This is a genomic window from Nostoc linckia z4 (assembly GCF_002608075.1).
Classification (GTDB): Bacteria; Cyanobacteriota; Cyanobacteriia; order Cyanobacteriales; family Nostocaceae; genus Nostoc; species Nostoc linckia.
On the sequence record NZ_LAHA01000034.1, the window covers coordinates 62,322 to 77,989 of the forward strand.

The window sequence follows — 15,668 nt, forward strand, 5'->3', positions numbered from 1 at the left end:
TTATCTACAAAGTTAGAACAGCATTATTCTTTGTGGTCAATGAAAAAACTTATTCTAATTTCAATTATTACAATTCTATCACTAGGTTTGACATATCATTTATTACGTATCGCTTTTCCCATAACCTATATAGTTGACTGTACTCAAGCTCATAAAATCACCAAAATATCCGACACTTTTATCAGTGCAATTGGCGATCCATCTGCAAAAGAAGCAGAAATTATCGCACAAAGGTATATCACAAAAGCCTTTTGTTTAAATGATTTAAAGGGTGATTCTAGCTTCAGCCCTAAACCATATTTCTTTAATGTCTCAAACTTAAGTTCTAAGTATCAAATTATTGGTTATAGTGGTGCTGGTTTTCGTAGTCCAGGCAATTTACAAGTAAAATTTGACAACGGGACTCTCCTAAATTTTTGCTTTAGCAAGATGGTAATTAACTGCAACCAAGCTCAAGAATGCGATTGTCCTCATGATTTTAACTGGGAACCCAAACCAAAGTAATTGCATCACAATTCAGGAAAATTATCGCAATAATACAACGCTTGCTAGAATGAAAATTTTCAATTAACTATGGATAATCTTCAGATAAAAATACTTGGCAAAATAGCAATATGTATAACCTTATTGATTGGTGTCGCAATTCTAATTATCAGTATTTACCCTGGTGCATTAAATAGTTTCTTTTTTCCAGTTATGCTGGTGTCAATTGTTTGTGTACCATTTGCAGTATTGGCAATTCTCTTCTGGGGATTGAGAACTTTAGGAAGACGGGATTTGAAAAGTATTAGACTTAGAAGGCAAACTTTTGTACCCTGGAGAGAAGTTGCTATCATTGCAGGGATAGTTTTAGTTTGTTATGTCCTGCTCAAGTTCTACATTCCCCGTCGTTTAGCATTTATGATATCACGATCGGCGTTTGAACAAGTTCGGGTAAAACTTCCTATTTCTGCAAAAGGAAAAATCACATTAAACCGCAAACTCGGTTTATATGAAGTTGATGAATACGCTATGGACTCCCGTGGTGGTGCATATTTTCGTGTTTTTTCGGGTGGTGATGGTCTAAGTCCTGATACCATATCCTATGGTTTTGTCCATCAACCGAATAGTGAAGGAAGTCCATTTGGTGCTGCTAAGTACCAAGTATTTTACTTGTATGGTGATTGGTATTGGTTTCGTGTATCCGATGATTTTTAGGGATGACAATTGAGCTAGTTTTGAGTTATGGATAAGTGACATTACTACTTATTCAGTCACAAATATGAAATCTCATATTCACCATCCCTTGATTTTGCTAGTAGCGATAACTGGGATAACATTGTTTTCAACTCCATGTATATCTAGTGATACTCATCAATCAATATCTTCTATCACAGTTAAGTCTACAAAAGAGAATTCATTACCCCAGTTATGGGATGTAAAAATCAACGGGAAATATGGATATATCGATCGCAATGGGAAATTAGTAGTTAAACCCCAGTTTGATTATGCTTCGTCGTTTTATGAGGGATTAGCTCAAGTTCAAGTAGGTGAAAAATGGGGATATATTGACCACACAGGTAAATTGGTCATAAAGCCACAGTTTGATAATTGCGATCGCTTCTTGAATAGGTTTGCTAAAGTCGAAGTTGGTAAAAAGTGGGGAATCATAGATAATAAGGGTAAGTTTGTTGTTAAACCACAGTTTGATAATCTTGAAGCTTTTGTCAATGGTTTTGCTTTGGTTACTATCGGTAAAAAATGGGGATTCGTTGACAATAAGGGGAAATTAGCCATCAAACCTCAATTTGATAGTGCTTGGTCATTCTTTGAGAATTTAGCAGCAGTGCAAATTGGTAAAAAATGGGGATTTGTTGATAATAAAGGTAAATTGGTAATTAAACCTCAGTTTGATACTGCTTGGTCATTTTCTAAGGGTTTAGCAGTAGTACAATTTGGTAAAAAATGGGGATTTATTAATACAAAAGGTCAATTAGTCATTAAACCTCAATTTGATGCAGCTTGGTCATTTTATGAGGATTTAGCAGCAGTCCAAATTGGAGGTAAATGGGGATATATTGACCGCACTGGTAAATTAGTCATTAAACCCCAGTTTGATATGACTTGGCTTTTTGAGAATGGTTTAGCACAAGTAATAGTTGGCGGAAAATCGGGTTATATTGACCGTACAGGGAAACTAGCGATCGAACCAAAGTTTGATAAAATTGGTAATTTCTCCGAGGGATTAGCAGATGTACAAATTGGAGGTAAATGGGGATATATTGACCGCACTGGTAAATTAGCGATCGCACCACAGTTTGATAGTGCTTATTCCTTCTCTAATGGGTTAGCAGAAGTGCAAGTTGGAGAAGCATCTGGATATATCGATCGCACTGGTAAATATATTTGGCAACCAACCCAGTAATTATATAATTTTCGACAAATTTGAGTCTGAAATATTACGAGATAATGAGATGACAATAGAGATGGGAATTCTCCAAATTAATACCGGGAATTATGAGGTGATTCCTGTTGCGACTAGCGAAATATTTTACAAATTTTGGTTGCCTGCTTGTAGGTATCTTGGTTTACAATTAATCAGTCATTTTCATGATGGGTCTTTAAGTGTCGTGTCAGTAGAAGATGTTCCTAAAATTGTAGAAGAATTGATTTGTTTACATTCCTATACTTTAAAACAAAAAAAATTAGCTTTTATGAGCGAGAGAATAGAACGTATAATCCAGGTATTTCAAACAACAGATACGACATCATATAAATATGATTTTGGATAATGAATGTAATTTTAAAGATTGATATTTATAATACTTTGATACAGCCGTCTTTGATTTCGATTTTAGAGTCATCTTTGACTTCGACTTTTCCACAAGATGTTTCAATAACAGCAGATCTACCGCTACCTTGTATCGTTGCGGCTCCAGTCGTGCGACCATTGAATGTAACTTCTTTCGTTGAACCATCCATCTGGACTTTCATTACATGTTTGTCCGAGTCGTTATTGGAATATTTGATATAAACAGAAGCCCAAGAGGGACTAGAAAAAATAATGCTTGGGATAGCAGACAACATCGCTAATAAAAGTATTTTTTTCATAGCTTTTATAAAACCATTTTCACCAACATTTTTATGTATATTTATTTTTTACTTTAGAAAAATAAAAAATGACATGAGTGGTTGTACGTAAATTATATAACTGTGGCTATAACTGCATAAAAATAATTATTTTCGCGCAAGTTTCACATTTTTAAATTAGCCGATGGAGATTAGATTGTAAGTCTGTAAAGGTTAATTAAATTTTCAGATTACAAAATTAAAAATCAGCGAACGTCAGGTCTAGCACACTCACACTGGAAAAATAGATCCAGATGATGGGTCATTTAGGGATACAATATATTATATATGTACTCCAACCTTTCTAAAATTCGTTGAGATCGCAGTTCAGCTTGCTCTGCATTAAAGCCAAAGTTGTACCGCATCTTACCCATATTCTCAATTCGCCATTGGTTGATTTTATAATCTATTTCATCGCTCATCTTCACTTGCTCATTTGTGAGTTCAGGATCGATATTAAGTCCGATGGTTTCTGCAAGGAGTCTGGCAAAATTCACCGAATGAAAGTATGGATAATCTCGAATTAATTCCCCAGAGCGAAGAAAAGCCAGTAATCCTTCAATTGGAGATAACCCATATTGAATATCATCTAGAAAATCCTTGAGCCATTGTTCTGGAGAAAACTCACAAAAACGAATCCAATCCCCCTGAATTTCAACCTCGTATCCTTCCTGGGTGAGAAACAAATCCCGCACAGGATTATCCCAATCGACAATTTGTAACAACCCTGGATATTGCCGACTTCCTGGATTTTTGAGCCAATCCTTCGACTTTGCTGCTTTCAACTTTGTGAGGAACTCAGGTAAAGGCTGATTCCATAGTTCCACAAAATTGTTTGCCATAACTTCCTCAATCGACCAGTAATTTCCTAGCCGTTCCCAATTGCCACCATTGCAGACTTCTAGCAAAAACGTTCTGTAAACGTCAGGTAGTTTAATTCCATGTTGTGCTTCTAACGCGCTCAACTTTGCTTCAGAACCAATTGGCGGATTAGTTGTGATTTGGGCATAGCGATTGTATGGATCGAATTTTCGCAATCGAGCGAGGGTGAGGTGAATTCGCTCAGGAACAGTCAACCATTTTCGCAGGGGTAATTGGCAACCGAAATGACGCTCCACTGTAAAAATGTCTCGATCGTACACCCTCACCCTTCCTTTCGCGTCGTGAGAGAACTGAATTTGTAACTGAGTCAACACCTGACACAATTGCTCTGCCTCTGCATCAGTCAGAAATAGTCCCACAAGATGGGGATGCTTGATTGTCTTTATCTCCCGATACATAAACTCACAAGCTTCAGCCTCATCTGTAAATTCAAACAGCAGATGTTGAACCGTACCACGCTCGGTATAAACAACTTGCCAGCGATCGCGCGTTTGAATCAAGCAAATCTCATCATCACCCATTTGACGAATCTGATACAGGCTACAACCTTCACCCCAAAGTTTGAGATCGAGTAACTCTGCATTCAGATATCTGACTTCCCACATGCACTCACCTCTTACCATTTGGTATGATTATTACTTCGCTTGTTCTGCACGAAAAAGCCGCAGGAAGCCCCCATCAAACCATTCCCCATAGTGAAATCGCAGTTCCCCGGATAGTAGCATCTGACCTCGACAGTAAAGAAAGTAGATTTCCTTTGGGAAATAACTTTGCAAAGGGAGCAATCCTTTTTTCAACGCCGTTCGCTCCCCATTTTGCCAGAGCCTTGCAAGGTGAGATGCTAAACAGTTCAAGAAAAATTCAGCTTTAGGCAAGGAAGGATCTGTTCCTAAAGTGACCAACTCATCTTCTCTTCCTCTCCAATCAACAGACATTTCCCAATCTTCGACGGGAGGTAAGCAGGATGTCTGCGAAGCCCAGACAACTAACTCTAGGTACGTCGGCTCATTCACGTTGGTAAATAAGGCATTCGCATTTATCGGCATAGTAATTTCTAAAACCGTTAACAAGCCGATCGCATTGTGATACAAATTTCCTGTCACCAGTCGATACTGCTTCCCATCGGCTTCAAAGGGAATCGTATAGGGGTATTGCAATTTTGCTTTTTGAAAATGCTGTAAGCAAAGCTGATGAAAGTCAGGTTGAGGTAGTGGTGGATCAAAAAACATCCAATCTAAACAGAAACTATTTTTTTCTTGGCTCACAGAAGCACCATCTAAATAGCGCCATAGCTTTTCAGCTTGAATGACGCAGCGTTGCAGATTTGGATAAGCAACTAGACGAGCAAGAATTTCTGCTGAGATTTCACGGTTGAGTAGGTTGGCGTTCACGAAGTGACTCGGAAGGAGTATCGCCATCTGATGCAACAGTTTATATCGAATTGCCGCAACCTGGTTGGGCGTATATAGGCGGGCTTGTTCTTCAAAAAATAGTAGATAGGTGCTAGCAACTTCCTCAATTTCAGACAAAATCTGGGGAATTAGTAAAGAGTGAGTAGGACTCGCAGCAGACGCAAAGCGTAAATTCCACTGGGTTTCGTTGAGCAGTTCAATTCCCTCGATTTCTTGCAGATTGTTCCAATTACGTGCAACCTGTATCACCTTCAATGCAGTGTCATAGGGAATACCATACATCGGATAGTAACTCCCTGGATGCCATAAACAAATCAGTTCATTGTAAGACTCGCCATAAATTTGAAACAGCTGATCGATCAGTTCCCAAATCGCCCAATTTTGATAAACTTGCGGTAGTTTCCAACTGCGATCGCCAATTAGCTGTTGACAATCCCTGACAAAGAAGCGATTATCTTCATTCTCATACAGTTCACGCGCCTGAAAGCACTGCCAAAACGCATCATGATGGGCATGACGCGCCAAAAACTGAATTAGGAGCGAATCGTCATATCGGGTTATGGCTTTGCGACTGTGGCGACCAGAGAATAACACACCTGAATCGCTTGGTGCGATCGCTAGTGTATACCCATCAATCAGAACAAACGTTTTTTCATGCTTATCTCTCATCCAGCAACTCTCGAAGGACTTGGATTTTATAGTGACATACTCCTCACATCTTCCAAGCAAAAATAGTGAGATTAAATACTCAGCATACAGCTAAAAGTACTAATTTAGTGTTAAAAGCAAACAAAGGTACTGTAGCTATATCGCCCAGATGTTTGATTTTGCTGTATGTATACGTAAATGTGCAAGATATTAAGTTAACCTAAATTAGAATTATATGTTCTCAAAACTAAGATGGCGATCGCGTAGCGGCTCCCCGGTCGCATCGCTGCTTTTGATACTTCCTTTGCTAATCGGCGGAATTTATCTGCTGCAACCGGCTCCCCCCGCACCTTGTGGAAGCCTGAAAAAATTTGGCGCGATCGAGCAAGGAGAACGCTGTATCATCAATCGTAACGTTACCCTGGAAGGTAATCTCAAGCGACTGCCCAATCAACTAACCGTCAAAGGCGACCTAACTATTAGCGGTACGTACATTGAAGAACTGCCCAATGCAATGGTGGTTGAAGGAAACCTTTTTTTGTACAAAACTAGCATTGCCAAGCTCCCCCCAGATTTGCAGGTTCAAGGAAGTTTCGATCAATATAGTGGATTTGGTTCTCCAGGGGTTAAATGCAGTGCAATCCCTAAAACTGCTGTTATCAAAGGGAATCGCAACTGTCACTAATTGCGATCGCAATAGACTGCAAATCAAATCGCTTACTAATTGGATTCATCAATTTAGTCCAATTTTAAAGAACAATGTTACAATCCTGGCGAATCAAACCCAGGAAATCAATCGTGCCTAAACAATTCTCTAATCTCAAGTGGTTGAGATTTAATCGTACCTCTTTCACCTTGTTTGCGATTATATTTGCAATAGTTGTGATAATTGCCATCTTCTTCCGAGATAATTGGATTAGACCGTTACTGGGCGACGTTTTAATTGTCATGGTGATTGCTTACTTTGTTCATGCTTTTATTGCAGTTCCACTACGGAAGGTTGCTATTGGAACTCTCATCTTTGCCTACTTGATTGAGTTTCTTCAGTTTCTTAATCTCATTGATATTTTAGGCTGGCGAAACTCCCAGCTAGCTCATTTAACAATTGGATCTACTTTCGACTGGCGAGATTTGGTTGCTTATACGCTGGGGATTGCGATCGTTTTCCTCACTGCCAATCGTTTGAAGTCATAAACTAGTACAGGTCGGCGTAAATAAATAGACCATAAGGAATTGCTAAAAGCCTTGTAGTATCGTTATTCTTTCTTTTTACTTTTGCCTTTTTACTTTTGCCTTGTTGTACTACTATTATTTTCCTCTTTATCGAGTATTCATCATTGCTTTGATATGGCGTAAACGTCCCAGATTTAAACGATTTGGGCATTGCTTACTTCTGGTTTGACTACCAAAAAACCGTGACTCAAACTTGCAATACTGAGTTTGATAACGCTCCCAAAGAGCTTGAGTGGTATCTTGCCCAGATGTAACTGGGGCTTGCTGCGGCTCGTCTTCTGAATCATATACAGCTATCCCCTTTAGATCCGCAATGCGATCGTTATTTAGCCGAGCTAAACAGCGATGATAGAGCATGGGTGCCATAGAACCTTCCTGAAAAGGTTCAACCAACTCAGTACAATGTGCTTCACGATATTCTTGCCAGTATTTCTGTGCGATCGCAAATGTTGACTGATACTGCTTCGATAGTCTTTTTGCCCAATCGCCATAAATGCTTGATTGCAAAAACTGAGTTGTTTTCGACCAATAGACCGCGCATCGATTTAACCCCAACTGCGTCTTATCCACACAATTTAGCTCTGGAATTCCAGGTCGTACAGAATCACTGGAGAGAGCCAAACCACTAGCAGGTGCTTCCAAAAGTTCTTCAAGTTGATGAATTCGAGCCTCTCTGAGACGCTGATGACATTGAGCCAATCTCAGGTTGTTCTGGGAGAATAGAGCTTTTTCGATTTGGCAATACTGAGTTTGATATTGCTCCCAGTGGCGTTGCACCGATGAATTTCTCAATTTGAGTCGATCGAGTAAGGATTCAAATCGAGGATCGCGAGATTGGAAGGTTATAATCTCACCACCTCTGTGCAATTCTAGAATGCGATCGTTATTTAATCGAGCCAAACAAACAGGTGTTGCAATGGGAAAATCTGGTGTATTGCGTAAGCGTTGAGTTAACTGTTGACAGTGTTGTGTTTGAAACTGATGCCAGGATTGATCTGCGATCGCCAGTTGATGTTGAAGGGGTGGAATAAGTTGGGACTCAACATCCTGATAAACCAATGATTTGAGCAAATGGGTTACTTCTGCCCAACGCTTTGCACAGCGATATTCACCCGCTTCAACCTGTCGAACACAGTCCGGTTGCAAAACCCCAGCAAATCCTAATATTACGGTTGGATAAGGTAGAGGAGTCTGTGGCTTGGCATCTGACGCAGGGATAGCTTTGCTCGGTTCCACACCAAGCTGAGTTGCAAATAAAATGACACTCGCAAATATCGCAATCTTAAATTTCATCATTTTCCATAATTAACATGAGTTTGAAAGAGCCGCAGCCAACACAGAAAGCATATAGCGATCGTTCATAGCTGCTCGTCGTGATTTTTGGCGAATACTGCGACGAAAAGATGATTCTCGCTCTAATACATTCAGGGCAATACGACGTAGTAAAGCAAAGTTTTGTGGGCTGTGCAGAGAACGAATTCGGGACTCATCCTCATGAAAGGTAACATCTCATGTCCAATGAACAGAATTTTCTATTCCCCAATGCTGGCGAATTGCACTAGCAATTTTGTTTGCATTACTGACGAGACTAGTAATGTAAAATTGCACCTCTTGTGTTGTTTTATTCCAATGCTGAATCGAACGTACTACCATCACAATTGTTTTTAGCCCTACCCATAAATCTAGTTGATAAAGTCCAGGAATCTGGGACACAGATACAGTGTAAACTGTACGCTTTTCAATGCGATTATGCCCTTTCTCGATACGCTGACTAATGCTGATATCGATACCTTCAAATTCAAGAGATTGTGCTATTTCAAACCAATTTTTCACTTGTTGGTGCAGCGTAGGGTGATTATCTTTCAGGGTCAAAATATAATCAGCATTTGCGGCGATGATTTTTTGGGCAATGGATTTCTGAGTGCCCATTGCATCAATGGTGATGATGCAGCCAGATATGTCTAGCATTTCTAACAGTGCTGGAATTGCGGTGATTTCATTAGATTTGTCAGTGACCTTTGTTTGTCCGAAGACCAGACGGTGTTCACTTGACCATGCACTGACCGTGTGTAAAGCTTTTAGCTGAGATTCTCGGTCATATGAGCCTCTATGAGTTTTGCCATCTATGGCTACTACTTCTACTCCCAACTTCTCAACTAGTGATTGTACCCAGCAACGAAAACATTTCTCAAACTCTTTGGGGCTAATTTTCTCAAACATTCTTCTAAAAGTATCTGGACTGGGTATTCCCTCTGGCAGTTCTAGAAATGTCTCCAACCACTCCTGTTTACTGATTCCATACTCCTCAATATCTTCCCAACCTTGTGCTCCTGCTATTACTGCCAAAACGCATTGTTTCAAATCAGGTCTATGGTCACGAGAATATCCCTTCGTAATAATTATTGGTCTTTCTTTGATTATTTCTGCTGATTTTACTTGATTATTTTCACTTTTGTATTCTCCATTTAGGTGAAATGATGTGGCATCTAGATGAGAATATTCTGTCTTTATCTGAAAATTTTTGATGATGCATAATCCTATTTATATGAACAGATTATTTAGCCCATATTTATATAATTCATCTATCATTCTTCCTAATTTATCATCATTTATATATTCATTTTTTACTCTGGAACCCAATAATTTTTCTATTGCTTTGTCTTCAAAAAACTGGCTGAACAAATATAAAAGTTTGGAGACGAATCCTAATCCATTGAGTAGAATCGCTTTTACTACTGTTCCTGATGAGATTTTTTCTCTCTTATCTATTCCTAATTTATTGTTGATTATTTCAACTATTCCTATTTCATTAATCAACCCAGCTACTATTACTAAATGGTTGATATTTTTAATTTTTATCTCTGATGTTGATGACAATTTTTTGTATTTTCATATATTTTTTAGCTTTCTGATTGTCTCATTTTTTCTGTGCAGATATAGTGAGTATTTTTACTCTGCTTTTTGGAGATAATATTGTAACTATTTATATTACATTTTGAAGTGCGTAAGATAGGTTATTAGTGTTGTGTTGCAATTCTACTGCCATCGCCGCTTTTTCCAACTAGGCAATCTCGCGTTCCGAGAGAATGCGCTCTGCGAGCTTATCGTCCCATTTGAAAGCAGGTTCAAGAAACACCTTTTTTTAGAACTTGTGTAGATAAGACACATTAAGGTTATTTAATAAAAGTTAAAGACACCTTAATCCTTACCTCAAAATAAAGTTTGTAAAAAAAAATAGGTTATAATAGATATGTTTATCAACCTTATGTCTCTACATCTTTAAGACGATTCTAGAGAGCAATTTATGAATTTTTTGAGTTAAAAGTTTTTTTCCTAACTCGATGCACGTCATGAAATAAGCCTCAAGAACAAGAACTCTTTTGCAGCCTAACAATACAGTTAATAAAGCGCTCGCCTGTTTTTACTGATTTATCTTGTTTCATTGTTTGCCTAATATGTCAATACTTAAATCTAAATAATGTCCGATTAAATTACTAGCATTTCAGTATATATACTGTAGGAACTGGCAAGTTGCTTCATTTAAACTAATTTTGTGAAAGATAGTGATGTTGACAATAATTTAAAAATAAGTTGTTACGCGTCACAGACTGTATATTTACTCGTGTTTACGCAGCATGTCCGTCAGGAAAAGGTTGTCATTCGTTATTAGTCATTTGTATTTTCAAGAACAAATGACCAATGACAAAGTACAGTCTTAACGTCAAAATATACAATTTAAACGCGTATCAGTTTAGCACCAATTGTCCCAACCTCTTGTCTGAGTTCGATTTCAGCAAATAGGGACATAGGAGATCGCGGTGTTGTCAACTCATACTTCTTATGGGTGTTATCTTACCAATACTTCTACCAAACAGTCGGGAAATTCGTAACCAAATATGTACAAGGGTTTGAGACCAATGTTGTTGTGAATATTAGATTTGTCACTTACTAATCTTCTCTTAAGCTTAAACCTCTCCAAAATTAAGGGTTTCAGATTGTAGATTCCGATCGGGTGACAACTCTATTTTCAATAACTCAAAGCTTGCTGACTATATTCTCCGATCGGACATCTTGTCTTACGAGAGCTTTTCATGTAATGAAAGGGCTATGAATCAAGCTGTGCCTACTTCATTGGTCTATTGCAACCCTTTTGGCTTACGTACAACAACACACATAGATTAACATCTTCTCAAAAGAATTATCATGGGTACTCAAGCAGTTGCAATCTTGGAAGTGCATAGTTGCAGTGGAAATATAAGTTCAGCCTTTTGGCAGCAATGGGAGCTGAATCAAGACTATCTTTACCGTTGCTGTTTGCGATGGATGGGCGGTAATCATACTGATGCCGAAGACGTGCTCAGTCGAGCGATGCTCAAAGCCTGGCAGAAGGTACGAGAATGTACTGGTGTCATCACCAACTTTAGAGCTTGGTTAACTCGGCTGACTCATAACCTCTGCATAGATATACATCGAGAACGTAATACGGGTGCAAAGAAAGTTGAGAGTTTGGAAGCGATGACTGTGGGAGAAAACTTTTCACCAGTCTCAATGTTCGAGACTCCCGATGCAGGGCTGATGCGTAAAGAGTTAGGGGCGTTCATCTGCCGTGCCATTGATGACTTACAACCCAGACTGCGCGAGCCATTTGTTCTGCACTTTGTTCATAAAAAGTCGTATCAAGAAATTGCTCAACATCTCAGGATCTCCCTAAATAACGTTTATAAGCGAATCCAACAAGCACGAGATATTTTGCAAAAGCATTTGAGAAGGTATTTGTCAGGGTTAGATGATTCTTTGTTAGATTCCTCCAAACCTTCGGGCAAAAGGGAAAAACCTGTGGTGGAGAGATATTTATCTTATGAAACAATAATATCCGACTCTCAAATAGTCAAGACTATGGAGAGCATTGGTGAGAGAATTAATTATGAGATAACAGCAACATGTCTAAAAACACTGTCTCATACCTGGTATCACTCACCCAGTCCTTTGGTGTGGAGTTAAATTTTTACCTAGTCTTAGACCAAAAGCCAACACGACAAGAACAGAAGCTGAAAACATTAAATCAGTACGTGCAGCAATATCCTTCTGGATGGAAGAAACGGTTGGAATTGGCTAATCTGCTCTACGCAATAGGTCAATGGGAACGAGCGGTTGAGGAGTATCGCCAAGTCATTGAGCGCCAACCTCTATTGATTGAGGTGCGGTTGAAATTGGGGAAAATCTTGCAGCTAATTGGACAAGATTCTGAGGCAATAGCGGTTTATGAGAGTGCCTTGCCGATCGCACAAAATGAGCCAACTCGACAACATATTCGTGGAGCGATCGCAATATGTATTGGTGATAGTCAGGGGGCGATCGCGGCTTTTGAGTCTGCGGCAACCCTTGAACCAGATAACGTAGCTCACTGGCTGGCATTAGGGCAGGTACACATGGGGAGAGAAGATGCGATCGCGGCTTTGCGAGCCTTTGATGCGGTTTTGTCACTCGACTCCGACGATATTATAGCGCTAATTAACAGCTATGATGCGCTAATGGCGCTGGGTAACGTTCGGGAAGCTGGGCGGCGCTTAAGTAAAGTAGGAGAGTTAGCTCCAGATGATTTCCGACTACTCAAACGACAGATAGATAATCGTTGCCGGATGAGATTAGTATTCGATGACGAGGGCAAGCAGACTAAACAGATGATTAGTTATGCTTTGCGACTAGCTCCTGGTGCGGCAGCTATTCATGAACTGCTGGCATATTATCACCTTTTCCGGGGGGAGTGGGCTAAAGGTGTAAGGGTGTTGGCAAAGTTTACTCAGGAACACCCAAATAATCCTAGCGGCTGGTATTACTATGGGCGATGCTTGTTCCACACGGGTGAATACCAGCAAGCGGTTCAGGCGATGCTGAAAGTTTATTATCTGTACCCCAAGGATCGTGAAATCTATCGGGCGTTGTGCGAGATTTTGCTGACTGTAGAGATGACCTTTCCCCCAGAACCTCTTCTGGGACGAGAGAGGGAAAATACCACTCTTGCTTCGGTAGTGGAGGAAATGCTTGAGCGTTTTGCTGAACACTGGAGTGTTTGGGCAACGGCGGGGCGAGTGCTGGTGGAAGGTTTTCAGGAAATTGAGCGGGGGTGTAGTGTCTCTGGGAGGGGGACACAACTTCAGCCCAATTTGGCGGATAGCTGGTTTCGTCATGGGCGGGTATTGGCACTGGCGGGGAAACACCAGGAAGCCGTGGAGGCCTTGTCACAAGGATGCCAATTGTTGCCGGAAGCGGGGAGTTATCTGCCATCTGTATCTGCTGCGGTGTGGCTGGGGGAGAGTTATCGGGTACTGGGGAATGATGCGGCGAGTCGGCAGTGGTGGCAAGAGGCTTGTCAGTTAACAAAGGAATTGATGGAGTTAGATCCGGCTATGGCTTGTTACTGGCAAGGGAGAGCCTTGGAGGGATTAGAGGATGTGAGCGGTGCGATCGAGGCTTATCGAAGTGCTTTGAGTCAGCAGTTGCTCTATCCTGCTCGTGGTGAAGTTCAAGAGGCTTTAAAACGGTTATCACCTAAGGCGCAAAAAAGTTCTGGTTCTTGATGCTGCTTTTATGGGGAGCGAGTTAGAAACAAAAGACTCTTACTCGAAAAATTCAGAAATTGCTCTCTGGAATCGTCTTAAAGGTATAGAACGCAAACACTGGTTCTAATCAATCTTACTTACAACAGAGGATGATTCAATATGAGCAACTCGCCATCAGCAAGACTTTGGGCTATCCAAGAAAGTCAGAGCATAGTCGGTGGGATATCTTCAGTGAAACGTCCTAAAAGCAGGGAAGAAAAAACCATATCCCTTAATCAAATCAATTACAAAACAGGAGAAAGTAACACAATGAAATCAGCGACTTCATTTCTAAAGCGCTTGGTTATTGTTTTTGCTGTGGTTATAGGCATCGTTGTTCAGTTTTCACCAGCTCCAGCTCAAGCAGGTATTGTAGACCAAATCACAAAAATTTATGACTCAGCCAAAACTGGCGGCAAACAGTATTTTTGTCGAAAGGCAGACGTAACTAGCGGAACTTTCTCGGTTCGTTCATTTGAAGGTGAATTGTGCAGCAATAGCCGCACAATCGCTGGATTATCACAATATGTATGCCTGAACCCTGAGGTAGCTAGTTTTAAAAATTCGCAGTGCGATGTAAAAGGTAAGAAAAAACTCGACGGTGCCGATCCATTAACGGTTGTAAAAGAAGAAGCTAGATCGGCCACTGGGTCACTCTTGTCATTAATCAAACTATTCGTTCCTTTGTAGCTACTTCCCCTCGGCTAAAATCCTTGCTTCTCAAAATTGACACTTTACATGTCAAAGAGCGATTTCTAATCAATTTCACTACCATTAAACGGAAGTTACCCCGCGAAGCGGGGTACTTCTGAAAACAAACAAAGCAATTATTAAGTATTTTGATATGCCTCAATTATTTCATTATCTCCGTACCTGGATAACTTTGGGCTTACTTTGTCTAGTATTAGGCTGGTCACTTCCTGCACAAGCAGTCAGCGAAATTAATCCCCATTTAGAACAGCAAGTATTACAAGTTCTCCGCGAACACCCAGAGGTAATTATTGAATCCGTGCAGGCATACCAGGAGCAACAGCAAAAGCAATTCAAGCAAGCACAACAGGTATTTTTACAGGATTTAAAAATTAATCCGCAACTAGTTATTGGCGATTCTCCTACTATCGGCTCGGCTCAATCAAAAATTGTATTAGTAGAATTCTCTGACTTTCAATGTCCCTACTGTGCTGAGGCACATAAAAAACTTAAGTTATTGCTAGCAAAGCATAAAAATGATTTTATATTGGCTTATAAACATTTCCCCTTGACTGAAATTCATGCTGAGGCACTACCAGCTGCACAAGCTGCTTGGGCGGGAAATCAGCAGGGCAAGTTTTGGGAATATCACGATGCTTTGTTTACTAATCAAAAGGGACTTGGCAAAGATTTGTATTTAGATATTGCCAAAAAACTTAAATTCGATTTGCAAAAGTTTGAGCGCGATCGTCTGCTTGCAAATACTGCTATTGAGCAAGATATCCAACTAGCTCAAAAATTGGGCATTGCTGGCACACCCACCTTTTTGATGAGTAGTAAAAATTTCTCTGGTGTGGTGCAATTATCAGACATTGAGAGTCAACTTGCTAATACTGAAAATAAAAAGGTATCTACGGTCGGGTTCCCACCCATCCACTTAAGACAGCAACGGTAAATATGATCTTGACACGGTAGCCACAATTGCCAAAAAGTCGCACTAAAATCATCAGAGCTACTACGCTCTGCTGATGAAGAAACTGCATGATTACCCATCATAATGACTGAATGTTTCGCTCTTCAATCAAAGCTTTATACT

The 15,668-nt window shown here is 40.0% G+C and carries 14 protein-coding genes and 1 pseudogene; 10 read left to right on the forward strand and 5 right to left on the reverse strand.

Translation table 11 applies throughout. The features are described 5' to 3' along the window. Nucleotides 1-39 precede the first annotated feature (39 nt). The 4 genes from VF06_RS23765 (at nt 40) to VF06_RS23780 (ending at nt 2,771) form a co-directional block, all read left to right on the forward strand. A complete protein-coding gene (locus VF06_RS23765) occupies nt 40-504 on the forward strand; it encodes a hypothetical protein (protein WP_099068190.1) in 465 nt (154 codons plus the stop codon). Between the two features lie 69 nt (nt 505-573). After that, nucleotides 574-1,197, forward strand: a complete 624-nt coding sequence (locus VF06_RS23770) for a hypothetical protein (protein WP_099068164.1) — start codon at nt 574-576, stop codon at nt 1,195-1,197. A gap of 64 nt (nt 1,198-1,261) precedes the next feature. Beyond that, complete coding sequence (locus VF06_RS23775; protein ID WP_099068163.1) at nt 1,262-2,404, forward strand: WG repeat-containing protein; 1,143 nt, start codon at nt 1,262-1,264, stop codon at nt 2,402-2,404. Between the two features lie 49 nt (nt 2,405-2,453). After that, nucleotides 2,454-2,771: a hypothetical protein gene (locus tag VF06_RS23780; protein WP_099068162.1), complete on the forward strand. Its 318-nt coding sequence runs from the start codon at nt 2,454-2,456 to the stop codon at nt 2,769-2,771. 25 nt (nt 2,772-2,796) lie between these two features. Here the strand turns inward: VF06_RS23780 and VF06_RS42895 are convergent, their stop codons facing one another. The 3 genes from VF06_RS42895 to VF06_RS23795 form a co-directional block, all read right to left on the reverse strand. Then, nucleotides 2,797-2,973: a hypothetical protein gene (locus VF06_RS42895; protein WP_242053132.1), complete on the reverse strand. Its 177-nt coding sequence runs from the start codon at nt 2,971-2,973 to the stop codon at nt 2,797-2,799. Nucleotides 2,974-3,374: 401 nt separating this feature from the next. Continuing rightward, nucleotides 3,375-4,595 (reverse strand): SMI1/KNR4 family protein, encoded by a 1,221-nt coding sequence (locus VF06_RS23790; RefSeq protein ID WP_099068160.1) that lies wholly within the window; start codon nt 4,593-4,595, stop codon nt 3,375-3,377. 30 nt (nt 4,596-4,625) lie between these two features. Then, a complete protein-coding gene (locus VF06_RS23795) occupies nt 4,626-6,071 on the reverse strand; it encodes a hypothetical protein (protein ID WP_099068159.1) in 1,446 nt (481 codons plus the stop codon). Nucleotides 6,072-6,285: 214 nt separating this feature from the next. On the opposite strand from VF06_RS23795, the gene VF06_RS23800 reads away from it, so the two are divergent. Together VF06_RS23800 and VF06_RS23805 are read left to right on the forward strand one after the other, a co-directional pair. Continuing rightward, nucleotides 6,286-6,735: a hypothetical protein gene (locus VF06_RS23800; protein ID WP_099068158.1), complete on the forward strand. Its 450-nt coding sequence runs from the start codon at nt 6,286-6,288 to the stop codon at nt 6,733-6,735. Between the two features lie 113 nt (nt 6,736-6,848). Continuing rightward, nucleotides 6,849-7,244: a ribosomal maturation YjgA family protein gene (locus VF06_RS23805; RefSeq protein WP_244918127.1), complete on the forward strand. Its 396-nt coding sequence runs from the start codon at nt 6,849-6,851 to the stop codon at nt 7,242-7,244. Between the two features lie 126 nt (nt 7,245-7,370). Here the strand turns inward: VF06_RS23805 and VF06_RS23810 are convergent, their stop codons facing one another. Both VF06_RS23810 and VF06_RS41185 read right to left on the reverse strand, forming a co-directional pair. Continuing rightward, complete coding sequence (locus VF06_RS23810) at nt 7,371-8,579, reverse strand: lysozyme inhibitor LprI family protein (RefSeq protein WP_244918128.1); 1,209 nt, start codon at nt 8,577-8,579, stop codon at nt 7,371-7,373. Between the two features lie 9 nt (nt 8,580-8,588). After that, nucleotides 8,589-10,160: pseudogene (locus VF06_RS41185) on the reverse strand (ISAs1 family transposase). A 1,326-nt stretch (nt 10,161-11,486) separates the two neighbouring features. Between VF06_RS41185 and VF06_RS23820 the strand changes: the two are divergent. The 4 genes from VF06_RS23820 (at nt 11,487) to VF06_RS23835 (ending at nt 15,527) form a co-directional block, all read left to right on the forward strand. Then, nucleotides 11,487-12,284: an RNA polymerase sigma factor gene (locus VF06_RS23820; RefSeq protein WP_099068155.1), complete on the forward strand. Its 798-nt coding sequence runs from the start codon at nt 11,487-11,489 to the stop codon at nt 12,282-12,284. Beyond that, nucleotides 12,224-13,861, forward strand: a complete 1,638-nt coding sequence (locus VF06_RS23825) for a tetratricopeptide repeat protein (protein WP_099068154.1) — start codon at nt 12,224-12,226, stop codon at nt 13,859-13,861. The genes VF06_RS23820 and VF06_RS23825 overlap by 61 nt, the downstream gene beginning before the upstream one ends. 141 nt (nt 13,862-14,002) lie before the next feature. Then, nucleotides 14,003-14,572 carry a hypothetical protein gene (locus VF06_RS42150; RefSeq protein ID WP_199341820.1) on the forward strand — a complete coding sequence of 190 codons (570 nt, stop codon included), beginning with the start codon at nt 14,003-14,005 and terminating at the stop codon, nt 14,570-14,572. Between the two features lie 154 nt (nt 14,573-14,726). Then, entirely contained in the window at nt 14,727-15,527 is an 801-nt protein-coding gene (locus VF06_RS23835; RefSeq protein WP_099068153.1) for a DsbA family protein, read from the forward strand. Nucleotides 15,528-15,668: the final 141 nt, after the last annotated feature.

Excerpts from the sequence above, each read along its gene's own strand:
- VF06_RS23765 (WP_099068190.1), top strand. The coding sequence starts at position 40 with ATGAAAAAACTTATTCTAATTTCAATTATTACAATTCTATCACTAGGT.
- VF06_RS23770 (WP_099068164.1), top strand. The coding sequence starts at position 574 with ATGGATAATCTTCAGATAAAAATACTTGGCAAAATAGCAATATGTATA.
- VF06_RS23775 (WP_099068163.1), top strand. The coding sequence starts at position 1,262 with ATGAAATCTCATATTCACCATCCCTTGATTTTGCTAGTAGCGATAACT.
- VF06_RS23780 (WP_099068162.1), top strand. The coding sequence starts at position 2,454 with ATGACAATAGAGATGGGAATTCTCCAAATTAATACCGGGAATTATGAG.
- VF06_RS42895 (WP_242053132.1), bottom strand. The coding sequence starts at position 2,973 with ATGAAAGTCCAGATGGATGGTTCAACGAAAGAAGTTACATTCAATGGT.
- VF06_RS23790 (WP_099068160.1), bottom strand. The coding sequence starts at position 4,595 with ATGTGGGAAGTCAGATATCTGAATGCAGAGTTACTCGATCTCAAACTT.
- VF06_RS23795 (WP_099068159.1), bottom strand. The coding sequence starts at position 6,071 with ATGAGAGATAAGCATGAAAAAACGTTTGTTCTGATTGATGGGTATACA.
- VF06_RS23800 (WP_099068158.1), top strand. The coding sequence starts at position 6,286 with ATGTTCTCAAAACTAAGATGGCGATCGCGTAGCGGCTCCCCGGTCGCA.
- VF06_RS23810 (WP_244918128.1), bottom strand. The coding sequence starts at position 8,579 with ATGATGAAATTTAAGATTGCGATATTTGCGAGTGTCATTTTATTTGCA.
- VF06_RS23820 (WP_099068155.1), top strand. The coding sequence starts at position 11,487 with ATGGGTACTCAAGCAGTTGCAATCTTGGAAGTGCATAGTTGCAGTGGA.
- VF06_RS23825 (WP_099068154.1), top strand. The coding sequence starts at position 12,224 with ATGTCTAAAAACACTGTCTCATACCTGGTATCACTCACCCAGTCCTTT.
- VF06_RS42150 (WP_199341820.1), top strand. The coding sequence starts at position 14,003 with ATGAGCAACTCGCCATCAGCAAGACTTTGGGCTATCCAAGAAAGTCAG.
- VF06_RS23835 (WP_099068153.1), top strand. The coding sequence starts at position 14,727 with ATGCCTCAATTATTTCATTATCTCCGTACCTGGATAACTTTGGGCTTA.